Origin of the sequence: Microbulbifer jejuensis (assembly GCF_047289955.1) — a bacterium.
Classification (GTDB): domain Bacteria; phylum Pseudomonadota; class Gammaproteobacteria; order Pseudomonadales; family Cellvibrionaceae; genus Microbulbifer.
This window is the reverse complement of record NZ_JBLBUB010000016.1, coordinates 100092-121627: the sequence shown is the minus strand read 5'-3', so window position 1 is coordinate 121627 and position 21536 is coordinate 100092. Positions and strand designations below refer to the sequence as shown.

At 54.8% G+C, this 21536-nt stretch carries 19 protein-coding genes, 1 tRNA gene and 2 pseudogenes; 3 read left to right on the top strand and 19 right to left on the bottom strand.

Going from position 1 to position 21536, the window contains the following annotated elements:
• The 9 genes and pseudogenes from ACL7TT_RS12225 to rlmE all read right to left on the bottom strand — a co-directional run.
• Positions 1-321, bottom strand: a pseudogene (locus tag ACL7TT_RS12225) (transposase); the annotation flags it as partial.
• A 391-nt stretch (positions 322-712) separates the two neighbouring features.
• Positions 713-1041: pseudogene (locus ACL7TT_RS12220) on the bottom strand (transposase); the annotation flags it as partial.
• Positions 1042-1682: 641 nt separating this feature from the next.
• A tRNA-Leu gene (locus tag ACL7TT_RS12215) sits at positions 1683-1768 on the bottom strand.
• A 7-nt stretch (positions 1769-1775) separates the two neighbouring features.
• Complete coding sequence (gene secG / locus ACL7TT_RS12210; RefSeq protein ID WP_299944450.1) at positions 1776-2216, bottom strand: preprotein translocase subunit SecG; 441 nt, start codon at positions 2214-2216, stop codon at positions 1776-1778.
• 67 nt (positions 2217-2283) lie between these two features.
• Positions 2284-3018: a triose-phosphate isomerase gene (gene tpiA, locus ACL7TT_RS12205; protein WP_413395740.1), complete on the bottom strand. Its 735-nt coding sequence runs from the start codon at positions 3016-3018 to the stop codon at positions 2284-2286.
• A gap of 116 nt (positions 3019-3134) precedes the next feature.
• Positions 3135-4487, bottom strand: coding sequence for a phosphoglucosamine mutase (gene glmM / locus ACL7TT_RS12200; protein ID WP_413395738.1), 1353 nt, complete (start codon positions 4485-4487; stop codon positions 3135-3137).
• Between the two features lie 94 nt (positions 4488-4581).
• On the bottom strand, positions 4582-5427 hold the full coding sequence (folP, locus tag ACL7TT_RS12195; protein ID WP_413395737.1) for a dihydropteroate synthase: 846 nt from the start codon (positions 5425-5427) through the stop codon (positions 4582-4584).
• A 102-nt stretch (positions 5428-5529) separates the two neighbouring features.
• Positions 5530-7449 (bottom strand): ATP-dependent zinc metalloprotease FtsH, encoded by a 1920-nt coding sequence (gene ftsH / locus ACL7TT_RS12190; RefSeq protein ID WP_299944490.1) that lies wholly within the window; start codon positions 7447-7449, stop codon positions 5530-5532.
• A gap of 175 nt (positions 7450-7624) precedes the next feature.
• Positions 7625-8248: a 23S rRNA (uridine(2552)-2'-O)-methyltransferase RlmE gene (gene rlmE / locus ACL7TT_RS12185; protein WP_299944442.1), complete on the bottom strand. Its 624-nt coding sequence runs from the start codon at positions 8246-8248 to the stop codon at positions 7625-7627.
• A gap of 144 nt (positions 8249-8392) precedes the next feature.
• On the opposite strand from rlmE, the gene yhbY reads away from it, so the two are divergent.
• Complete coding sequence (gene yhbY, locus ACL7TT_RS12180; RefSeq protein ID WP_413395735.1) at positions 8393-8695, top strand: ribosome assembly RNA-binding protein YhbY; 303 nt, start codon at positions 8393-8395, stop codon at positions 8693-8695.
• Positions 8696-8809: 114 nt separating this feature from the next.
• On the opposite strand, the gene csrA is transcribed toward yhbY, so the two are convergent.
• Positions 8810-8998, bottom strand: coding sequence for a carbon storage regulator CsrA (gene csrA / locus ACL7TT_RS12175; protein ID WP_413395733.1), 189 nt, complete (start codon positions 8996-8998; stop codon positions 8810-8812).
• Between the two features lie 910 nt (positions 8999-9908).
• On the opposite strand from csrA, the gene ACL7TT_RS12170 reads away from it, so the two are divergent.
• Positions 9909-10952: a hypothetical protein gene (locus ACL7TT_RS12170; RefSeq protein WP_413395732.1), complete on the top strand. Its 1044-nt coding sequence runs from the start codon at positions 9909-9911 to the stop codon at positions 10950-10952.
• Positions 10953-11048: 96 nt separating this feature from the next.
• Here the strand turns inward: ACL7TT_RS12170 and ACL7TT_RS12165 are convergent, their stop codons facing one another.
• On the bottom strand, positions 11049-11810 hold the full coding sequence (locus ACL7TT_RS12165) for an SDR family oxidoreductase (protein ID WP_413395730.1): 762 nt from the start codon (positions 11808-11810) through the stop codon (positions 11049-11051).
• 254 nt (positions 11811-12064) lie between these two features.
• The gene (locus ACL7TT_RS12160) at positions 12065-13045 is read right to left on the bottom strand and encodes a DUF481 domain-containing protein (protein WP_299944432.1); all 981 of its coding nucleotides are present in this window, start codon (positions 13043-13045) and stop codon (positions 12065-12067) included.
• Positions 13046-13330: 285 nt separating this feature from the next.
• On the opposite strand from ACL7TT_RS12160, the gene ACL7TT_RS12155 reads away from it, so the two are divergent.
• Positions 13331-13666 carry an MGMT family protein gene (locus tag ACL7TT_RS12155; RefSeq protein ID WP_413395728.1) on the top strand — a complete coding sequence of 112 codons (336 nt, stop codon included), beginning with the start codon at positions 13331-13333 and terminating at the stop codon, positions 13664-13666.
• Between the two features lie 89 nt (positions 13667-13755).
• Here the strand turns inward: ACL7TT_RS12155 and ACL7TT_RS12150 are convergent, their stop codons facing one another.
• The 7 genes from ACL7TT_RS12150 to ACL7TT_RS12120 all read right to left on the bottom strand — a co-directional run bounded on the left by ACL7TT_RS12150 (position 13756) and on the right by ACL7TT_RS12120 (position 21494).
• Positions 13756-15030: an AmpG family muropeptide MFS transporter gene (locus ACL7TT_RS12150; RefSeq protein ID WP_413395726.1), complete on the bottom strand. Its 1275-nt coding sequence runs from the start codon at positions 15028-15030 to the stop codon at positions 13756-13758.
• Positions 15031-15089: 59 nt separating this feature from the next.
• Positions 15090-15680, bottom strand: coding sequence for a YbhB/YbcL family Raf kinase inhibitor-like protein (locus ACL7TT_RS12145; RefSeq protein ID WP_413395724.1), 591 nt, complete (start codon positions 15678-15680; stop codon positions 15090-15092).
• 2 nt (positions 15681-15682) lie between these two features.
• The gene (locus ACL7TT_RS12140) at positions 15683-16669 is read right to left on the bottom strand and encodes a threonine ammonia-lyase (RefSeq protein WP_413395722.1); all 987 of its coding nucleotides are present in this window, start codon (positions 16667-16669) and stop codon (positions 15683-15685) included.
• 306 nt (positions 16670-16975) lie between these two features.
• Positions 16976-17233, bottom strand: a complete 258-nt coding sequence (locus ACL7TT_RS12135; RefSeq protein ID WP_413395720.1) for a hypothetical protein — start codon at positions 17231-17233, stop codon at positions 16976-16978.
• A 106-nt stretch (positions 17234-17339) separates the two neighbouring features.
• On the bottom strand, positions 17340-18215 hold the full coding sequence (ampE, locus tag ACL7TT_RS12130) for a regulatory signaling modulator protein AmpE (RefSeq protein WP_413395719.1): 876 nt from the start codon (positions 18213-18215) through the stop codon (positions 17340-17342).
• Between the two features lie 159 nt (positions 18216-18374).
• The gene (ampD, locus tag ACL7TT_RS12125) at positions 18375-19055 is read right to left on the bottom strand and encodes a 1,6-anhydro-N-acetylmuramyl-L-alanine amidase AmpD (RefSeq protein ID WP_413395717.1); all 681 of its coding nucleotides are present in this window, start codon (positions 19053-19055) and stop codon (positions 18375-18377) included.
• A 51-nt stretch (positions 19056-19106) separates the two neighbouring features.
• The gene (locus ACL7TT_RS12120; RefSeq protein ID WP_413395715.1) at positions 19107-21494 is read right to left on the bottom strand and encodes a DUF1631 domain-containing protein; all 2388 of its coding nucleotides are present in this window, start codon (positions 21492-21494) and stop codon (positions 19107-19109) included.
• Positions 21495-21536 lie beyond the last annotated feature (42 nt).

Genomic DNA, 21536 nt, shown 5'->3' with positions numbered 1-21536 from the left:
TTACTTCGGTTTGCGGTCGAGCTCCGCCTGGGCAAAAAAAGCGGCAGCCTTGCGCAAGATCTCGTTAGCGCGCTTCAGCTCGCGGACTTCGCGCTCCAGCTCTTTAAGGCGGGCTGCGGCACCACTAGTGGTGCCGGGCTTAGTGCTGTTATCGACTTCTATCTTGTTGACCCATGATCGTAGAGTCTCAGGCGTACAGCCGATCTTGGAGGCGATAGATGTAATCGCTGCCCAGCGTGATTTATGCTCGTGCTCGCCGGTCAACACCATGCGAACTGCGCGTTCCCGTACTTCGGGGGAGTATCCAGGTTGTTTGCTCATTGGCTAATTCTCTCAAGAAAGTTAGCCTCCGAGAAACCCGGGGTGATTCAGTATCCGGTTCTTGAATGTCGAATTTCCGGTCCAGCAGGTTCGGGATATCGACATGGGGCTGCTCTGCCTTCTTATACGCATGCGAAGGAACCTGGGTGCTTTCCAGCCCCAGCAGCTTCATCCTGCGGCCAGCACGGTATCGGCTGAGAGGTGTTCCACTTTGCGTCACTATCTTGGCAATGGACCGGGCTCCCGCTGAGCCGTTACTGACTGTATGTGCGGCCTTCACCAAGGTCTGTAACTGAAGCTCTTCTGGCTTCGGAGCTGTTGGCCTATCGCGCCAAACCCGGTAGCTGCTGCGGTGTATATCAAACGCCTCACAAAGGCGCTGAACAGCGTAGCTCTCCTGCAATCGCTCAATTATCGAGAATTGTTCAGCGAGTCCGACATCAAGAGAGCTGTAGCCTTTTTTAAGATTTCTTTCTCCTCTTCGACACGTCTGAGCTTGCGCTCTAGTTCCTATATGCGTTGCTGCTCCGGCGTCAGGGCGCTTCCTTTGGGTGTTTTACCACCTCGCTCTAAGCGGATTCTCCGCACCCATGACTCTATGGTAGATTTGCTGACGCCCATGGCTTCGCACGCGGCCTTTACCGTGTACCCCTGGTCAACAACTAGCTGAGCCGCCTCCAGTTTGAACTCTGGGCTAAATTTTCTTTTTGTGCTGGTCATTTATTCACCTGATCTTCGTTGTGAGTGATGTTATCACCCAAAGTCAGGTGGCCAAATTTACTATGCCACTACACTTTAGTGTCTATTAATTTACCATCGAAGGAGCATCGTCTACTGGACTAGACTTTGTTTAATGCTTGAGTGCCTGTGCGGACAGTACACGATTGTACATGTTCTAATCCGCAGAGTTGTAAATAGAGCGCAATAAGAAGTTAGCCAGTTTAAGCCACAAGTAATCTTTGAGTTCTCCCCCTGCAAACTAACTGTTTACCACGTGGTCAACTGCTTATTTAGAGAAAGTAAACGGCATGGGCTAAGCAGCCTTTCTCTTAAGTAGTCCCTTTTCTCCATCATCTTCAACAGGATTCAAATGAGGTCGAATGATTAGCACTCGCTCAGGGTTAAGCATAATCCCTGCTGATCTGTAAGCCACTGATCCTTGTCGCTTGGTTTGGCCTGTTTGATTTGTGTATCTGTAAGGGCCATTGGTGGTGCTACCTGTTTCTAAATTGAACCGAGGTAGCACCAGATAGCACCGGATGGCAATGAACTAGAGCGGAGGACTGTGTAACCTCCAGATAGCAGAAAGCCCCGATTTACGGGGCTTTCTGGATGATTCCGAACTTCTTCGGATCTTGATGTGGTGCCCAGGGCGGGACTTGAACCCGCACGAGCATAGCTCACTACCCCCTCAAGATAGCGTGTCTACCAATTCCACCACCTGGGCAAAAATCTTACTGCTGTTCCTCTGTTTCAGGTTTTGGATCAGCCGGAGACTCTTGTGAACCGTTACTTTGCTCAGGGACCTGGGGAACATCACCGGCCTCCAGGTCTGCTTCGAGCTGCGGGATATCACTTTCGATCTCAGGTAGCTCCGTAGCCGGGCCAATCTGCTCAACGGCAGCAGGTAACTGAGGCAGATCTGCGTCTATATTGGCTTCTGTACCCTGGCGGGCCAAAATAGCCAGCCCAAAGCTGGTGACGAAAAACACTGTCGCAAGAATCGCTGTCAGATGCGAAAAGAAATTCCCACTTCCCTGACTGCCAAAAACCGTCTGCGAAGCACCGGCACCAAAAGAAGCACCAGCTTCAGCGCCCTTGCCCTGTTGCAGCAAAATCAGGCCGATAATACTCAGCGCGATCAGAACATGTACAATTAATACTAACTTTTCCATTTTCTGGAAACTCTCTGTCTGGGTTTGCCAACCCGTTATTCAGTATTTCTTATCTCATCTACTGTAACTATACAGCAGCGCGGCATACCCCGGCGAACTCCTTCGCATCGAGTGAAGCTCCACCTACAAGGGCGCCATCAATATCAGCCTGTGCGAACAGTGCACTGGCATTGGCGGATTTTACACTACCGCCATACAAAATTCGTACTGTGAGGCCAACATCACCCATTTGAGTACGAATAAACTTATGCACATTTTGCGCCTCTTCAGGAGAGGCCGTTTTGCCTGTGCCTATGGCCCACACCGGCTCGTAGGCCACAACCGAGCATTCCCAGGCCTTCTCTTCAATCACCGCTTTCACTGCCTGTAACTGAGAGGCGACCACTTCCAGAGTGCGCCCTTGATCCCGCTCTTGCAGGGTTTCACCCACACAGAGAATGGGGATCAAGTTTGCCGCTTGCGCGGCTACAAATTTTTTTGCAACCAGCTCGCTGGTCTCACCGTAGAGGCCGCGCCGCTCGGAATGCCCGACAATGACATAACGGGCATCGCAGTCCAATAACATACGCGCGGAAACCTCACCGGTAAAAGCCCCATCGGGCTCATGGCTGAGGTTTTGCCCACCCACTTTAAAACTGCCTTTTTTCTCCGCGGCCTGGGCAGCCTGAGAGAGGTAGGGAAAGGGCGGGCATACCACAACATCAGCGGAGACGTCCCCCAACTCGAGGTCAGTGAAAAAACGCTCGGCAAAGGCACGATTGCCGTTCATCTTCCAGTTGGCTGCTACCAGCGATATTCGCATCTGGGCTCCTTCAAGGGGCGCAAATCTTAGCGGCAATCCCGCCAACATACAACCCAAAATGTCCGGCTTGGTTCCCCATCGTCAGAGGCCAGCTTCCCTTGTGCCCCCAGCCTATATCAGCTGTTCCCAATCCGCTCCACCACGGAGGCAATATGTTTTGCCAGCTGCTCCACCTGAACGTGGTCACGCCCTTCAACCATCACCCGAATCAGGGGTTCGGTGCCGGAGGGGCGCAGTAATACCCGGCCACTGCGGGCCAGTTGCCGCTCTGCATCACTGACCGCGGTTTCTACATCTGGATGATCAAGCACACCGTCCCGATGCCTGAGTCGCACATTCACCATGTGCTGAGGAAGCATTTTCATACGCGCCTTCAACTGGTGCAAGGGCTCGCCAAAGTCGGACAGTGCCCGCAATACCCGAAGTGCGGCAACAATACCATCCCCGGTAGTAGAGGCGTCGGCACAGATAATATGGCCGGAAGACTCCCCGCCAAGCAGCCAGCCATTGGCCTGCATTTTCTCTAATACATAGCGATCACCAACGTTGGCACGCGCAAATGGAATGCTGCGCTCGCCCAGGGCCAGCTCGAAACCATAGTTGCTCATCAGAGTACCGATGACCCCCTTGCATCCACCCAGGTACTCCTGTTGGTGCAAGGCGATCATAAAGAGCAATTGGTCACCGTCAATCAGTTCACCCTTGTGATCCACAAGTAAGACCCGGTCGCCATCCCCATCGAAAGCCACCCCCAGATCAGCACCTTGTTCAAGTACGGCACCCTGCAGCTGCTCGGGTTTGGTAGAACCGCACTCCAAATTGATATTCTGCCCATTGGGGTTTATGCCGATAGCGCTGACCTCGGCCCCCAGTTCACGGAAAACCTTGGGGGCAATGTGGTAGGTGGCTCCATTGGCGCAATCCAGAACTATTCTGAGCCCCTCCAGGGAGAACCCCCAGGGCGTGGCAGCCTTACAGAATTCAATATACCGTGCGGCTGCATCATCAATACGCCGTGCCTTGCCGAGATTTTGTGCGGTTTGCATTGGTAGATCCAGCACCGCTTCTATCTCCCGCTCAACCTGATCGGGGAGCTTGCTGCCCGTGGCACTGAAAAATTTGATACCGTTATCCTGGTAGGGGTTGTGCGAGGCGCTGATCACAATACCTGCGCGCGCATGGAAAGTGCGCGTGAGATAGGCAATGGCCGGCGTGGGCATCGGGCCGAGCAGCCCGACATCCACGCCGGCGTTAATCAGGCCCGCTTCCAGCGCCGCCTCGAACATATAGCCCGACACCCGGGTATCCTTGCCAATCAGGATATTGGGGCGCCCCGGACGTTTCTCTCCCGGTAATTTACCCAACACCATGCCGGCGGCATAGCCCAGCCGCAACATAAAATCCGGGGTAATGGCACCCTCACCGACACGCCCTCGGATACCGTCGGTGCCAAAATACGTTCTCTGCATAAATCTTCCCGATCATGTATTTCGCCGCTTTTTACGCGCCTGGCAAAAGCCACAGTACCCCGGCGGCTCGGGGTAGCTGAGCTGGCAAAGCTCCTTAGGCTCCGCAATCCACCATTTGCCGCAAGCGCAGTACATCGACTGTCTCAGCCACATCGTGCACCCGCAAAATCCTTGCCCCTCGCTGGGCGGCGAGCATGGCCAGTGCAAGACTGCCGGGTAGGCGTTGATCCACTTCCCGCTGCAACAGGCGGCCAATCATGGACTTGCGTGACAGCCCGGCCAGTATGGGCACCCCTGCTGGAGCCAGCTGTGACAGGCTGCGCAGCAGCGCCAGATTGTGCGCATCGGACTTACCAAAACCGAAACCCGGGTCCAGGATCAGACGCTGCCGGGCTATGCCTTGAGCTTCACAGGCACTTACCCGGCTGTTTAAATAGTCAGCCACCTCCACCACCACATCGGCGTAGGAAGGGGCGCTTTGCATGGTGCCTGGCTGCCCCTGCATATGCATCAGGCAAATGGGCAAGCCTGTTTCAGCCGCCGCCTCCAGAGCGCCGGGGCGCTCCAGAGCCCGCACATCGTTAATCAATCCGGCGCCCACAGCGGCGGATGCCCGCATCACCGCAGGTGTGCTGGTATCGACCGAAACGATAGCGGCAAAATTCGCACAGATAGCCTCCACCACCGGCACCACCCTGTCCATCTCTTCCTGTTCGGATACCGGTGCGGCACCGGGGCGGGTGGATTCCCCCCCCACATCAATGATTGCAGCCCCCTCGCCCAACATCTGCCCGGCACGGCGCAGCACCAGGGACAAGTCCAGGTGCCCAGCGGTATAGTAGCTGCCACCATCAGAAAAAGAGTCCGGGGTTGCATTCAGCACACCCATCACAACGGGTGTGGCCAAATCCAGGGTGTATTTTCCAAAGGTAATGTTCATATGCAAAGTAAAAAAAACGGAATGCCGGGGCAGAATAGGCTAGCGCCTCAATTCCTGCCGGGCATTCCGTCTGTATTTCCTTCGGGGTTTCCCGCCTGAAAATCAGTGGCCGTTCAGTGGGCCACCCACGGGGTTGCTCTTATCGGTCTCAGCGGAAGGTTCTTTGGCGTCTTTTTCAGTAGTAGAGCTGCTGCCGCCGGAACCAAAGTTATTGTCCTGCCAATCTTTTGGCGGGCGAACCTTACGGCGTGCCATCAGATCATCTACCTGCTCGGCATCCAGGGTTTCATATTCCATCAGTGCATCTTTCATCGCTTCAAGGATATCCCGGTTTTCCTCCAGCAGATTGCCGGCCCGTTCGTAGCAGCTATCAATAATGCGGCGCACTTCCGCCTCAATTTCGTAAGTGGTCTTGCCGGACACCGGATTGCTGTGTCTGGGCTGACCGCTCTCGTCTTCACCGTAATGTAGCGGTCCCAGTTTCTCAGAGAGCCCCCACTTGGTGACCATATTGCGCGCAAGGTCGGTGGCGCGCTCAATATCGTTGGAGGCACCGGTAGTAACGCCGTCGACACCCAGGGTTATTTCCTCGGCAATACGACCGCCAAACAAAGAGCACAGCTGCGATTCAATGGCGCGCTTGGAGAGGCTGTATTTGTCCTCTTCCGGCAGGAATTGGGTTAAACCCAAAGCGCGGCCACGGGGGATAATGGTGACTTTATGCACCGGGTCATGCTCAGGCACCAGGCGACCGATAATCGCATGGCCCGCCTCGTGGTAAGCGGTATTTATCTTTTCCTTTTCGCTCATGACCATGGACTTGCGCTCAGCGCCCATCATGATCTTGTCACGGGCGTGTTCGAATTCGTCCATGGTAACGGTGCGCTTGTTGGCACGGGCGGCAAACAGGGCTGCCTCATTGACCAGGTTGGCCAGGTCTGCACCGGAAAAACCAGGCGTTCCCCGTGCGATTGTCTGCGCATTCACCTTGTCATCCATCGGTACCTTGCGCATATGCACCTTAAGGATCTGTTCACGGCCACGGATATCCGGCAGGCCCACGAACACCTGGCGGTCGAACCGACCGGGACGCAACAGGGCGTGGTCGAGCACATCCGGCCGATTGGTGGCGGCAATCACGATTACCCCTTCATTGCCTTCAAAGCCGTCCATCTCAACCAGCAGCTGATTCAGGGTCTGCTCTCGTTCGTCATGGCCACCACCGACACCGGCACCCCGGTGCCGGCCAACGGCATCAATTTCATCAATAAAAATAATACAGGGCGCCTGCTTCTTGGCCTGCTCAAACATATCCCGTACACGGGAGGCGCCCACGCCCACAAACATCTCCACGAAGTCGGAGCCGGAAATAGAGAAGAAAGGCACCTTGGCCTCACCGGCAATCGCCTTGGCGAGCAGGGTCTTACCGGTACCGGGAGGACCACACATCAGTACTCCGCGGGGGATATTGCCGCCCAGGCGCTGGAATTTGGTGGGATCGCGCAGGAACTCCACCAGCTCCTGGACTTCCTCCTTGGCCTCATCCACACCCGCCACATCGGCGAAAGTCGTCTTGATCTGATCCTCACCCAGGAGGCGTGCCTTGCTCTTACCAAAGGCCATCGGGCCGGACCGCCCGCCGGCCCCCCCCTGCATCTGGCGCATAAAGAACATAAATACGGCAATAATGATCAGAATCGGGAAGCTGGCAACCAGCAGTTGTTGCCAGATACTCGGGGATTCCGGTTCGCGCCCAATGAACTGGACATTGCTGCGCACCAGTTCATTGGTCAATTCATCATCTATAATTTGCGGCTGTATGGTCTTGAAACGGCTGCCATCGGCCTTCTCGCCAGTAATTACCAGGCCATCCACAATCACACTTTTTATCTGGCCCGACTGCACATCCTGAACAAAGTCGGAATAGCTGAGAGCCTCATCCCGGGATTGTGGTTTGAAGTTCTGAAACACCATCAGCAGCACCGCTGCGATGACCAACCACAGTACCAGGTTCTTCGCCATATCATTCAAAGGGATAGCCCTCTCGCTTTCGCACTCAATAACCGCCTATTTCGGCAACACCCGCTGCATCAATACCGGTTCAAACCAGTATAGGCGCGGAGGGCAACAGCCCGAACCGCCGATACAGGATTTGCTTATACCATACCAGACGTGCAGACCCGAAATACGCCCTGCCCTAGCCGCCCTTGAATCCCCGTGCCACCACATACACCTCGCGGGAGCGGGGCCTGGAGGCGCCGGGCTTACGGGTCACAACACTGTTGTAACTGGCTCGCAGGTCGCGGATCAGCGTATCGAACCCCTCGCCCTGAAAAACCTTAGCGACAAAAGCGCCACCCGGCTTCAATACCTGGCGCGCCAAATCCACGGCCAGCTCCACCAGATACATAGAGGCAGGCTGATCCACATCGCGTATCCCACTCATATTGGGGGCCATATCAGAAATCACAAGGTCGGCCATCTCCTCGCCAAGATGCTGTAACAGCTGGGTAAGCACCGACGCCTCGGTAAAATCACCCTGAATAAAGTCCACACCGGCCAGTGGGTCCATCGGCAGTATATCAGACGCCAAAACCCGGCCTTTGTGCCCCACCAGCGCCACTGCTACCTGAGACCACCCCCCCGGCGCCGCCCCCAGGTCGACAACCGTCATGCCCGGTTTGAATAGGCGGTCCTTGTTTTGCAGCTCCTGCAGCTTATAGCTGGCACGGGAGCGGTAGCCCTCCTTCAGGGACTGCTTGACGTAATGGTCATTAAAATGTTCACGCAGCCAGCGGTGGCTGCTCTTGGATCGGCCCATCGGGTACAATACCTACACATCAACTACAGCTAAATGTTAAAGCGGCCCCAGGCCGCGATCTGGCTCGCCACGCAGCTGCTGGCGAGGACTGCGATCTGCGACCGCTCCCACATCGATATCCACCAAGTGGTAATGGAGTATTGTATGCCTTTAACCGCCCACCGCAAAAAAGCACTGCGCACCCTGGGCCACAACCTCAAGCCGGTAGTGACCATAGCCGGCAACGGGCTCAGCGAGGGCGTGAGAGAGGAACTGGATCGGGCGCTTGAGGATCACGAGCTGATCAAGGTCAAACTGATGATCGCCAACCGCGAGGAGCGCCATCAGATGGTGGACGCACTCTGTGAACAATCCTCTTGCGAACTGGTGCAGGAGATTGGCAAGATTGCGCTGATTTACCGCGCTGCGCAAAAACCGGATATACGAAAGTCCAACTTACTGAAATAAAGAATCTAGTGCAGTCAATGCCGCTTCCTGAACAGTATTCAAACCCGTGAATCTATCCTGATCCCCAGGGGCGGAGGCCCCCGGCGAGACCGCCCCCCTTAAAGAATCCACTGCTTAACGAGCTCCACGGTCTGTCTTCCGTTCCTTTTCAATGCGCACGTAGATTTCTTCACGGTGGACAGGGAGGGTTTTGGGGGCATCGATTCCTATCTTTACCTGACTCCCCTTCACCTCCAATACTGTAACTGAGACATTTGTACCAATTCTTAGGTTTTCGCCAGTTCGGCGCTTCAAGATCAACATATTCGTTTCCTACTGATACGCAAGCCCTGGGTAGGCATGCCGTGATGGGGAAGCTTGGAGAGTGACTTTTGCCGGGAGGGCGGGGCGCGGGAACGGTAGGCGGTAAAACAGAAAAGGCGGACGCAACGCTCCCAGGGCCAGGGGAAACGCACCAAGCTCCTGAGTGGACACCACTTTATTGAAGATGAGCGGGTACCTAGCGTATTATCCATATAGCCATTTTGATAGGTCTGTTATCAATTTGGTTAGCTGGCCCCTGGTGTTGCTGCACCTTGGGTCAGCGCCTTTTATTTATTCTTAGGTCACGCTACCGTTCTCCTGTTGAAGGGGTGAATCTTGTTGAAAATTCTTGGGTCTTGCTTAAGGCATGGACTTTACAGAAGCTTGCTTAGCCCTAGCCCTAGCCCTAGCCCTAGCCCTAGCCCTAGCCCTAGCCCTAGCCCTAGCCCTAGCCCTAGCCCAACATGCTGATAGAAGTCTGCCGATTTTATCCAGGTTTGACACGAAATAAAACTGAATAAAATCCAATAAGATAATTTGGGCGCCTATATTTCTCGATGCATTCAGTTAAAGAGAAATCAATTACCCAATGAATGGACAACTTGAGTTGACAGACCAACTTCACTACCATCTATCAAGATCACCGAGACAACAACCTGGCTTCATATATCAAGCCTCAGCTATAGGTATTTCTTTGCGGTAAAAGTAGCTCTCAATCAAAGAAAATAATGTACTTGCCGATGCAAGCCGTCGGGAAAAATGGACGATGCCGATCCATAACTTAAAGCCGGTATTGAACCATTTTAAGACCGGGTTCGGCGACTGCCCCACCGATTATTAATAAGCAACTGGCAGGAACGGTTATACAGAATTATTACACTCTTATTTAAAATGCCTCAGGAGAATCCTATTGGATACTACGCACAAACAGAAACTGCCACTTTTTTTCCTGATTTATATTTCTGCATTCTGGGGTTTTTATTACCAAGGCAACAATAGCCTCAATGAATTTGGGACAGCAAACTTTGAGTGGCTATACCTGACCGATGGCCTTTTGGCGTTACCGATACTATGTTTCATTTGCCTCAAAGATAAAAAAGAGGCGGCACTCAAAGCTGCACTTATGTGCTGTCTTGTTATCTTGATTGGCAGTTACATTATTCCGCAAGAAAGTAAAATTATCTGGCCATATTTTGAAGCGGGCCGCTATTTGATTCTGATGGCCTTTCTCTTGTTTGAACTCGCGACCATAACTACAGTTTATCTGGCAATAAAATCCTCTCTCAACCAAGAGGTAAACCCCGAGCTTGCCATTTCACAACCCATTAAACGTATGTGGGGTGACACTCTTGTTGCCAGGTTATTAACCTTTGAGGCACGCATGTGGGTCTATGCCCTTTTTTCCAGCGGCATTACTATTTCCCATTTTCACGGCGAAAAGCAGTTTAGCTACCACAAAAAGGATGGCGCTCAAAGCACTCTAAAAGGCTTCATTATCCTGATAGCACTGGAATTGCCATTCGTGCATGTATTACTACACTTTATTTGGACACCTTTTGCAGCTTGCATAGTTACAGCATTGACAGCATTTGGCCTGATCTTCTTTATTGCTGAGTACAAAGCAGTATCCAGAAGGCCTATCTCTCTGACCAGGGACAGCCTGGTTATTCGTTATGGCATCTACGAGCCACGCAAAATACCCCTGAGTAATATTTGCAGCATTGCCAAGTGCTATTGTTTTATACCGCGCTCCAGATTTGTAAAAAGATACAATTACTCAGGAACCCCAAATATTGTGATTCAACTTGTTCAGCCCCAAGGAGATGTAAAGAGAATCTATTTAGGCGTTGATAGTCCTGAGCTTTTCATGAAAGCTGTGAATGAGTCAAAACAATTGTACAATCAAGCGTTGCAGCCAACAAACTGCTCACAGGCGCTGCCTGGTTTCCGATGACGAGTGCAAGGCTGTGATCAGCAACCACTTCCCCCTATCCAGCAGCAGCCAGGCAGCCCGAAGGCTGCAGAGTCCAATACTTACAAACTCCGGCGATCAGATCCGGGCACCGCCATCAATATCCAGCACACGGCCGGTAACGAAGTCATTTTCAAGGATAAAAGCCACAGTGGAGGCAATTTCCTCCTGCTCCCCCAGGCGGCGTAAAGGCACTTGCTTGACCAAGCCCTGCAGAATCTCCGGGCGCATTTGCGCGACCATCTCTGTGCCAATAAAGCCCGGTGCAATGGCAGCGACACGCACGCCGTAGCGGGCCAACTCGCGGGCCCAGGTTACTGTCATGGCCGCAACCCCTGCCTTACTCGCGGAGTAGTTTGTCTGCCCCATATTGCCGGCCCGGGACAAACTGGAAATATTAATCACCACGCCGCCTTCGCCACTCTCGGCCATAATACCTGCGGCAGCGCGGCCACAGAGGAAAACGCCAGTCAGGTTTACATCAATGACCGACTGCCACTGGGAGAGGGACATGCGATCGGTGACCTTACCCTCCTTGCACTTGAGTAGCATGCTATCACGCATAATACCGGCGTTATTAATCAATACCTGCAGGCCGCCAAAGTCCTGGGCAATTTGGCTGAAGCCGGTATCCACCGCCTCTTCATTGGCCACATTAATGTCATAACTGCGCACTTCTGCCGCGAATTTTTTACAGGAAGAAACACTGTGTTCCAATCCCGCTGCATTAACATCAATCAGCGCCAGACGGGCACCGCGCTCCGCCAGGTACAAGGCCATTGCACGTCCCAACCCCTGGCCCGCGCCAGTAATCGCCACTATGCTGTCGGCAATTTGCATATTGAATTCCTTATTTCTAATTTCTGGTTTTCCCGTGATCCAATCAGTCTTTTAAGCTCAGCCTGATTAACACCCTTGAAATACCGCTGACCTGTACGGAACTGCTTATCTTTCAAGCGCGGGTGCCGGCCTGGTGCCAGCGGCGGATTCATTCCGCACCGCTTCGCCCAGACGGCCTGTTTGGTTGTTAAATAAATACTGTATTCCGAAAGGTGCATTTCACACTGCAAGGCGGAGCCCTATGCCGCAGGGCGCTACCATTGGTATCCAACACCCACAGTCACCCGGGTGTCTTCTTTTTGGCTTTGTAAAGATGGGGTATTGTCGTACCGCCAGTGATAGCCAATTTCCATCAATACCCCCTCCACCAGGGGAGTGCGCATGCCCACTTTGGCATTCGCCTGGTAGTCATCGCTGTGATCGAGTGATTGCAGGGTTTCCTGGTCAAAATAAACTTCCGGCCCCATAGAAAATTTATAGCGATAATTCAAGGCCAGGCGCCCCGCCACATAACGGTCATCCTGGTCTTCGCTCAGCGCTTCATCGATAAACTCTTCCTGCAGGCTGCTGACACCGCCCTCCAGAGAGAATCCTGTCTTGTCTGTATCGTAAAACAGATAACCGAGACCGAGGCCCATCTTTGTCCCCAGGTCCAGATTTCTGGCTTCCTCACGCTCCAATGCACTGTTTGCCGCAGCAAACCACTTTTCTGCAAAAATCCATCGCAGCCCATAGGTCAGCTGGTATTTTTCCAGTGCATCCTCCTCCTCACTGCCCTGACTCCGGTAGAGGGCGCCAATCAAGTGATGGAAGTCCCCGTGGCGCACGTCCAGATTGATATTTGCATCCAGGTCTTCGCGTTCGCGGTTGCCCCGCTCAAACACTCCGCCAGCACTGACACCACCGTGGAAAACCACCGGGTTGTTGACAAAGTAGGTGTAGGGCTCTGCGCGCTCCACGCCCAGAAAATCAATAAACCAGCCTTCCCCCGCAGCGCAGTAAAGTTCCCAGCGTTCCTGGCGGTGTCCCGCCAGCGTGCAGGGCCCCTCGCGCCCGGCAATTTTCAGGTCGGTATCAATATCCATCGAAACAACTTGGCTTTTATCCACCTTGACCTCGCCAAAGGTCTCGGATTTCCACACCACCTGGTTTTTATCCACCAGTACCAATGTGCCCTGGATACGATCGCCATTTTCGAGCGTGAGTACACCGGCCAGAACCTGTAAAGGTGCCAAACAGAGGGATATGTGTATGCAAAGCCTGGAAAACCGTGTCGATAAAACCACAGGAGGAACCTTGAAGTTTCTAAAATAACCAGCAGTGGTAACTGCCTGGAAACATCTGTTTTAGTAGTGCAATGATGCCACAATTGGAATAATGTGACACGCTATGGCAACCTGCAGTCTTGTGGCAGGTGCCCGTGTATCAGCTTATTCTGGTATCCGGTTAGAAAATTTGTCGCTGCCATTTCGACAAACCCATACCTACTATACGATAAAAAGCCGAAACTTGAGGTTTTTGTGCCAGCATCTACCCCATCCAACACCCCATCAGTCGAAAACAGCGCGCTCTCCAGAATATGTCGGGTTCTGAACGCTATCCCCAGTGGTCGAGTGGTCACTTATGGTGATCTGGCCGAGATGGCCGGCTACCCCCGAGCGGCCCGCCTGGCTGGTGGGCTGTTGCGCAAGCTACCCAAGGACACGCGACTGCCCTGGCACAGGGTTATCAATGCGCAGGGGCGAATCTCATTGCCGGAGCCCGGCGCCTCCCGTCAACGCAGGCGCCTGGAAAATGAGGGCATCACCTTCCTGAAAGGCCGGGTGGATATGGCCAGATACCGCTGGCACCCATAAAAGCAACGGAAATAACGGACCCGGCTGCCATCCTGGCGCAATCTGCCGAGAAGGGATACCTGTGCGCCCATATGCATCCTTCGGAGCCTCTATGCCTCCTCACCATTACCACTCCAGGGGGCGACGGTGAACAGCAACAGCATTCCCGGAACCGCCAGGGCAGCACACAACAAAAAGAAATTGGTCCATCCCATGGACTCCACAAGAAAGCCCGTTGAAGCATTCACAAGCGTTCTCGGCAACAGGGTCAAGGCACTGAACAAAGCAAACTGTGTGGCAGTGTGCAATTTACTGGTTGTGCGGGCGAGAAAGGCGATGAGTACCGCTGTGCCCAGCCCAACCCCCAAATACTCAAAGGCAATAACGACGGCTAAAAGCCATAGGCTGGGGTTGAAGCCCGGTGTTCCCACCAGATCCCCATTGACCTCGGACAAGATCATAAAGCCAAATATCGATAGAAACTGAACAACGCCGAAAATCCACAGGCATTTATTGATGCCAATCCGGACGATTAGCAGACCTCCAAAAAAACCACCGATGGCGGCTGGCCATAGACCGGCATTTTTAGCCACAATACCAATATCTGTCTTGGAGTACCCCATATCCAGGTAGTAGGGGGTGGCCAGTGCCGTAGCCATGTTGTCGCCGAGCTTGTACAGGAACATAAAGGCCAGCACCAAAAGCGCATGCTTGACACCGTTGCGATTGAAAAACTCCACAAACGGTAACACTATGGCATCGCGAAGTGTGCCCGGCCGCGCGGCCGGATGTTTCGGTTCATCGACCGCCAGTGTCATAAAGACGGCAATTAGCATAAACGCTGCGGTTACCCAAAATACCTGATTCCAGGCCAGGTGATCCGACAGGATGAGGCTCAGGGAACCGGGTATCAGACCGGAAATCCGATAGGCATTCGCATAAAAAGAGTTACCCAGTCCCAGTTCCCGGTCCGGGAGGATTTCCCGGCGAAAGGCATCCAATACGATATCCTGGCTGGCACTGAAAAAGGCGACACCAAGGCACAGTGCCGCAATGGTCAAGATACTGAATTGGGGACTGAACATCCCCAGTGCACCAATACAAACAATCAGCAGGAGCTGCATCACCAGCATCCAGCCGCGCCGTCGTCCCAGGATGGGAAAGGCGTATCGCTCCATGAGCGGCGACCAGAGAAATTTCCAGGTGTAGGGCAGTCCCAGCAGGGCAAAAATGCCGATGGTTGCCAGGTCCACCCCTTCGGAACGCAGCCAGGCCGGTACCAATTGTATCAGTACATAAAATGGCATCCCCGAGGAAAAGCCTATGCCGATACAGATCAGCATACGCCGATTGAATAACGCTTCCCTGACCGTTTCGTGCGTCATAATTTATCGCTTCTTTAAGAAGGTGTTAAGCTCCAGGCACCGTATTTGACACTGCACGGTTAGTGCCCCCACAGCACCTCAAGCTCAGCCTCGGCCAGTTTATTTGCATTCACATGAAAGCCCACCTTGGCCGGTGAAGCATTTTCATCCAGCGGCAATGACTCCACCTTTAAGGCAAATACCCGGAAGCGATAACGGTGATCGCCGTGCCCTTTGGGCGGGCAGGCACCGCCATATCCCAGGCTCCCATAGTCATTACTGACCTGGATCGCTTCCGGGATCAAACCGTTTTTCAGGTCGCCGGCACCCTCCGGAAGGCTGGTGGTATCCGCGGGAATATTGAACACCACCCAGTGCCACCAGCCACTGCCCGTGGGTGCATCCGGATCGTATACCATGACCGCGTAACTTTTAGTGCCTTCTGGGGCCCCTTTCCAGCTGAGCTGGGGAGACAGGTTTTCCCCACCACAACCGCCATAGACTTGCGCCAGCGGCATTTTCTGCCCGGGGCTGAGGGAACTGGATGACAGCGTCAACTGGCCGGCATGGGATATCACAGCCACCAGTAAAAGTGCTGACGCCACAAGACCCTTGGCGAGTTTGCAGCAAGCTAAACGGCAAAATCCAAAGTGCATAGCCAAAATCCCCATTGTTACTCTCCCACAGTGGCCAACAGCCCGGAGACCTTGTCCAGATCCAGGTTGCCGCCCGTCAAGACAATTGCGATATGTTTATTGCGAAAGCGGGCCCCGTGTTCCAGTACTGCAGCGAAGCCCACCGCGGCGGAGGGCTCCACCAGTTGTTTGGTGCGGGTCCATAACAGTCGCATGGCCCGCACAATACCATTTTCTGATACTGTCACAATATCCCGCACTGTGCGGCGAATGATCGTATAGTTCCTGCGCCCGAGTGTTGTACGCAGGCCATCGGCAATTGTCTGCGGTTGATGGCTGGTAATATGCACACCGCCACGCAGTGAACGCTGGGCATCATCCGCACCGGCGGGCTCGGCACCAATAACCAGCATATCAGGGGCCAATGCCGCCATTGCCAGGCCGATACCCGCGAGCAAACCACCCCCACCGACAGGCGCCAGAATTACGTCCGGTGTAAAGCCCTGTTCACGGCACTGCTGCACAATTTCCAGGGCAACCGTGCCCTGTCCGGCGATAACTCGGCTGTCATCATAAGGCGGCACTATGTGAGCGCCTGTTTGTTGCACCACCGCCTGCAGGGTCGACTCCCGCTCCGCCAGGCTCGGGCCACAGGGAACGATAATCGCACCATACCCCTCGACCGCCGCGCGCTTCGCCCTGGGTGCGGTATCGGGCATCACAACGGTACAGGGCAAGCCACGCTCTGCTGCGGCCCAGGCCAGGGCAGCACCGTGATTGCCAGAGGAGTGGGTTGCCACTGCCACCGTCCCTTCCGGCAACCGGGACAGGGCATTGGCTGCACCGCGCGCCTTGAAGGCACCCACTTTCTGCATATGTTCACATTTAAACCAAACCTTGGCACCACTCAACCGATCCAGTTGCCTGGAGCGTATCAGTGGGGTTCGGTGAATCGTTCCGGCAATATTTTGTGCGCCAGAAAAGACGTCAGCGCTGGTAGGTAAGTCGTTTCGGTCCGAGGGCATAGTTCTTTTTGTCTTTCTAGTTTAGTGCCGAATGTACCAATCCATTGTCCCCAAAAACCAGTAGCTTGCGTCCTCCTCAGCCCGGCAATCCAGTAAGTCATTCATGGACCGTTTGATCGCCACCCCTGGAAACACCGGTACAACTGTGGGAGTGACTAGATACTTCAGGGCTCACGGCGGCACCTACCTTTTCAACATCCGTAGCTATTTAACCTTTCGATCCATAAAGGGGGTATAGCGCAAGTCTGCATCCAGGATATTGCCGCGTTTTATCACCGCCTTGAAGTGGCTGGACGTTTTGAAACCCTACTCACCATGATAGGAGCCTATGCCACTGGCACCCATGCTCCCAAACGGCAGATTCTGGGTTAGCATAAACATCATACAACCGTTTACGCAGGCGTTACCGGAACTGCACCGGGAAAGAATACGCTTGGCAAGGACACCACTTCGGGTAAAGATATACAGGACGAGCGGCTTTTCTTGTTGGTTGACAAACCCCTCCACCATTCCGAAGTCGTCCAGCTCGACTATAGGCAGCCGTTGCCCGCTGGCAGGTGCCATGCTGCGGACAGATGACTGGACGCGATGCGGCCACCGAAAAAATGCCGGGCAAATTAAAGCGCTGTATCTGATTTGCGCATACCCACCCTGATGCAGCCATTTGGTATCAGGCAAATAACACTGCCAGCGCCAAGACGGTCAACCATAGCAGCAGGGCTCTGGACAGCAGGGCCTGCAGGCCCTCAATCTGCGCCCCACACTGGCGCTGGGCCTGTGACAGATCTCCAGTGGCACCACATGCACTGGCATCGATCCCACCCAGAGCCCCCTCGAGATAGGCTTCCAGCACCTGGGCCGTATCCCGCTCGCGACACATCAGGCATTGGCGCCAGGCGCGATAACAGCCAGCGAAATTGCCGACAATTGCGAAACTGATCCCCATTACCCTGACCGGCAACCACTCAAGCAGCCACAGCCAGCGCGCCGCAGTGCTAACCCGATCCGCCTCGCCACTGCGCTGTGCATACAGAGCACTCAGGCGAAACAGCAACGCCCCGGGAATACCCAACACAATAAACCAGAATAAAACCGCAAACAGGCGCTCAAAGGCGCAATAGGCCGCACCGCGAAATACCTGCTCATGCAGTTGTCTGCCATCCGCCGGCTCCTCGTGCAACTCTTTCAGCAGAGGCGAGGCGGCCTCGGCAGCAGCGTTAAGATCACCCCGATACCAGTGACAGAGGTAGTTGGTCAAAACAGCATTGAAATCACCCCGACCCAGGCAGTAGAGCAACAGTGGCACGCCTGCTAGCAGCACGCCAAGCCCGCCCGCAATGGACTCTGCAACGAGCATTAGCACTGCCACCACAATCACTGGTGGCAGTAGGGTGGTAGCAAGCAATAATCCGGCATTGCCCCGTAGCGGTGCCAGCTTGTCCAGGCGTTCACACCACTTGGCAAACCAGTCATCGCGGTGTATGGGAGCACCGGACCCCCAGATTTGTACAAGCGCCAACGTGAATAAAACAATTAACAGAGTCATAGCGATACCGCTTTAGCCTCCAATGGAGAAGAAGGCAGGGAGCCAAGGAAAATACTGTGCGCCCTGTCTATGCTCGGCCCGGGCAGGCGCCAACCCCAATCACAGCGGGATTGTAACGGTGGTGATTGCCGATACACCAGCGGCGGACGAAAGAAGCTGTTACCCGGCGACCTGGCGGAGCTCACGCAGGTAGCGTTCCCAGTCAAACCCAGGGCCGGGGTCCAGCTTGCGCCCTGGCGCTATATCGGAGTGACTGGCGATTCTATCGACATCTATAGAGGGATAGGCCCGCATAACAGCCGCACTGACTTCTGCCAGTGCACGGTACTGGGCATCGGTATAAATATCTGTATCCAGCCCCTCCAGCTCAATACCAATAGAGAAATCGTTACAGTTGCTGCGGCCTTCGAATTCGGACTTGCCCGCATGCCAGGCGCGCCGGTCCAGGGGGACATACTGTGTGACGATGCCATCGCGATCGATGAGGATATGGGCCGAGACCTGTAAAGCGACGATTTCAGCAAAATAGGGGTGGGCGTCGATATCCAACTGCCCCAGAAAGAAGGCATCGATATAGGGGCCGCCGTATTGTCCCGGTGGCAAGCTGATGCTATGGACCACCAGAAGGTCCACAGGGCAGTTTTCGGGCCGCCTGTTGCAGTGGGGACTGGGAACCCGGCGCGCCCCGGACAACCAACCGGCATCCACTTGGTATTTCAATCTGCGATCTCCACTCCAGAGAACCAACCCCGCAAGTTGCCTCAGGGGTTCAGCAGATACCATTTTATGGAAGCGTTGATCGATATGCCAATCCCGTGGAGGCGGTTTGGCTCCATTCATAGTACTCCCCCGTCAGCAACCCGGTCTCCACAGGACCAATCGGGCTGAAACCTAGCCCTGCTCGCTGCGCTTCTTGCGCACATTGCCAATCACTGACTGCAGAGCGCGTTCAAACAGCATTCCGTCATCAAGGGGCAGCAGCTGCGCGCAGCGCAGTGCATGCGCCAACTCCAAACGGCCGAACTCGGCTACCTTGGCACCATTGCGGTTCACGAAGATAAACTGATCGATATCGCGGATCACTGCGGCTAGACGGCAACGGAACTGCTCCTCATCGGAGCGCTTCAACTCAAACCAGCTACCCTGGGCCAAGCGGAAAGTCATCTGCCAGTGGGGGTCTTCCTTATCGAGAGGCGCCAAACCTTCCTGCTCTGGAGAGGCTGCAACCACCTCCGCCTGGGCAACGGCCTGCTCCAGCTCCTCCATTTGCGGCACAGCCACCTCCTGCACAGCAGCGATCTGTTCAGCTACCGGTTCGATATCTGCATCAACAACCGGTTGTGGCTCGCCGGCCCCGGAAACAGTGGCTTCTTTCGGTGGGGGTTCGGCGGCAGCAGGTGCCCGGGGAGCTTCCGGTAGCTGATCCATCGCAGCGACTGCCTTAATTTCACGAGCCACCCGCTCTTTGACCTGGAGTTCGCGCCTTTCGGTAAGGCGTTGTGCCAAGGCAAAGCGCTCGCGATAAATTTCCTTCAAACCGGCAAACATGGATCGCGCCTCGAAGGCATTATAGGAGAGCGCCTCAATACCCTCGCGCAATCGCTCTTGTAAAACCGGCAAAAGCCCAAGGAGCTGCTTGCGGGAATCTGGCATTGGTGCCTGTACACTCCACACCAGATCACGGGCTGTGCGCACGTCGCGATTCCAGGCCTCGCTCTCAGTACCCTCTTTCACACAGGTGAGGAACAGTACGTTATTCCAGACTTTTTGCAGCCAGTCCTGAACCACCGCAGGCAAGTCCCGCTCGGCTACCAAGGCATCCATTACCGCAGCAACACGTGCGCGCGCGGCCTGGGTTTTTGCGCGGCCATCAGCCTCATCCACAACCCGGCGTTCCAGCATTTCCGCACGCTTTCGCTCCCGAATAATAAACTCGCGCAGGGACTCCAGCAGTGTGGAGAAAATATTAATATCCCGATCGAACTCCCCGAGAACGCGCTCAACAATCTGGGAAATCTCGCGGTATAGAGGATCAGTTTCATGGTCCTCAGGCGCCTGCCATCCAGTGGCTGCATCGGCGAGTTCATTGAGCAGCTTGCGTGCGGGGTGGCCCCCCTTGCTAAAGAATGATTTATCGGCAATCGCAACCTTGAGTAGCGGCAGCTGCAAACGACCGAGTTGGGATTTAATCGGTGTGGCAAGACTGCGGTCTTCCAGAATAAAGGAAAACAACATCTCCACCAGCTTGATCACATCGGTGTCCACTTTTGCCAGTGAAGCTGCCTGATGCGCATCCACCAGGCGCTGCTGCAGCAGGTCGCCAACATTCAACAGTTGGGCCGCACCGGGATCCTGATAATGGGCTCCGCTTTGCAGGGCGTTCAGGTGAGTGAGCAGGTCCCCAGCGGGCATTGGCGCCATACCGGCGGTAGCTGGCACCAATCCCGGGGCAAAGTGGCCACTGACGGGAATCCCCGATGCAACCTGGGCAGCGCCCTCTCCGGCATGACCGACACCAGCTGCCGGGACCGCACCCGGATTGCCGGGGCCTCGCCCTGCCGGGTAGGCTGGAGGCCGTCGCGCTGCGCGCTGCTGTTCCCGCAGCGAGGGCAGTACCCCCTGCTCCACCAACAGCTGATTGCAGAATTCGTAAAAGTCCCGTAGCTGCAGCATCACTTCCTGCTCAAATTTTTTCAGCAGCGTGAGGCGGGCACGAATATGGAGGTCCAGTGCCTGTATGGATGCCACAAACGCATCGCAAATCACATCAGGACCTAGGGGATTGTTTTTATCGTAGACCTTGACTGAATAGAGCGTATCCAGGCGCACACACAGCTCGGCGAGTGGTTCGGCAAAATCGCGCTTGGCATTGGCCACCATGGTGTCCGCAGCAACCAGTTGCTCCAGATCATCATTGTGCACCAACGACAGGCTGTCCGGGGCAAAGCCGGGCTCCGCCTCCTGTTCCCGACGGATTTGGAAGGCCTGCTCCAGATTGCCGACAAAGCGCTCGACAATATTGCGGCGCTCCACACGCAGCAGGCGCAGAGCCTGGAACATGCCGTCTTGCTCTTCCTGGCCATGGGCGCGTTCGGCCATGGCAAAAAGTGAGTCATCCACTTTGCCAAACAGTGCCTTGACCCGCTCGCGCAGCTCGGTACTGGCCTTTTCCTTTAGCAGCACAATGACCGAAGGCAGGACAGCGGGTTTGCCCATAGCCGCCTCTTGCCGTCCCGCGCTTTTCTCCGAGAGGGAAACAACCTTGCTGGATTCACTCATTTCCAAGAGGCCCTTCGCATGCCGTCCGGTCTATTGTGCATT

What these genes read in the sequence shown, in the direction of transcription:
- secG (WP_299944450.1), bottom strand. Translation starts at nt 2,216, where the DNA reads ATGGAAAAGTTAGTATTAATTGTACATGTTCTGATCGCGCTGAGTATT.
- tpiA (WP_413395740.1), bottom strand. Translation starts at nt 3,018, where the DNA reads ATGCGAATATCGCTGGTAGCAGCCAACTGGAAGATGAACGGCAATCGT.
- glmM (WP_413395738.1), bottom strand. Translation starts at nt 4,487, where the DNA reads ATGCAGAGAACGTATTTTGGCACCGACGGTATCCGAGGGCGTGTCGGT.
- folP (WP_413395737.1), bottom strand. Translation starts at nt 5,427, where the DNA reads ATGAACATTACCTTTGGAAAATACACCCTGGATTTGGCCACACCCGTT.
- ftsH (WP_299944490.1), bottom strand. Translation starts at nt 7,449, where the DNA reads ATGGCGAAGAACCTGGTACTGTGGTTGGTCATCGCAGCGGTGCTGCTG.
- rlmE (WP_299944442.1), bottom strand. Translation starts at nt 8,248, where the DNA reads ATGGGCCGATCCAAGAGCAGCCACCGCTGGCTGCGTGAACATTTTAAT.
- yhbY (WP_413395735.1), top strand. Translation starts at nt 8,393, where the DNA reads ATGCCTTTAACCGCCCACCGCAAAAAAGCACTGCGCACCCTGGGCCAC.
- csrA (WP_413395733.1), bottom strand. Translation starts at nt 8,998, where the DNA reads ATGTTGATCTTGAAGCGCCGAACTGGCGAAAACCTAAGAATTGGTACA.
- ACL7TT_RS12165 (WP_413395730.1), bottom strand. Translation starts at nt 11,810, where the DNA reads ATGCAAATTGCCGACAGCATAGTGGCGATTACTGGCGCGGGCCAGGGG.
- ACL7TT_RS12150 (WP_413395726.1), bottom strand. Translation starts at nt 15,030, where the DNA reads ATGACGCACGAAACGGTCAGGGAAGCGTTATTCAATCGGCGTATGCTG.
- ACL7TT_RS12145 (WP_413395724.1), bottom strand. Translation starts at nt 15,680, where the DNA reads ATGGGGATTTTGGCTATGCACTTTGGATTTTGCCGTTTAGCTTGCTGC.
- ACL7TT_RS12140 (WP_413395722.1), bottom strand. Translation starts at nt 16,669, where the DNA reads ATGCCCTCGGACCGAAACGACTTACCTACCAGCGCTGACGTCTTTTCT.
- ACL7TT_RS12135 (WP_413395720.1), bottom strand. Translation starts at nt 17,233, where the DNA reads ATGGCACCTGCCAGCGGGCAACGGCTGCCTATAGTCGAGCTGGACGAC.
- ampE (WP_413395719.1), bottom strand. Translation starts at nt 18,215, where the DNA reads ATGACTCTGTTAATTGTTTTATTCACGTTGGCGCTTGTACAAATCTGG.
- ampD (WP_413395717.1), bottom strand. Translation starts at nt 19,055, where the DNA reads ATGAATGGAGCCAAACCGCCTCCACGGGATTGGCATATCGATCAACGC.
- ACL7TT_RS12120 (WP_413395715.1), bottom strand. Translation starts at nt 21,494, where the DNA reads ATGAGTGAATCCAGCAAGGTTGTTTCCCTCTCGGAGAAAAGCGCGGGA.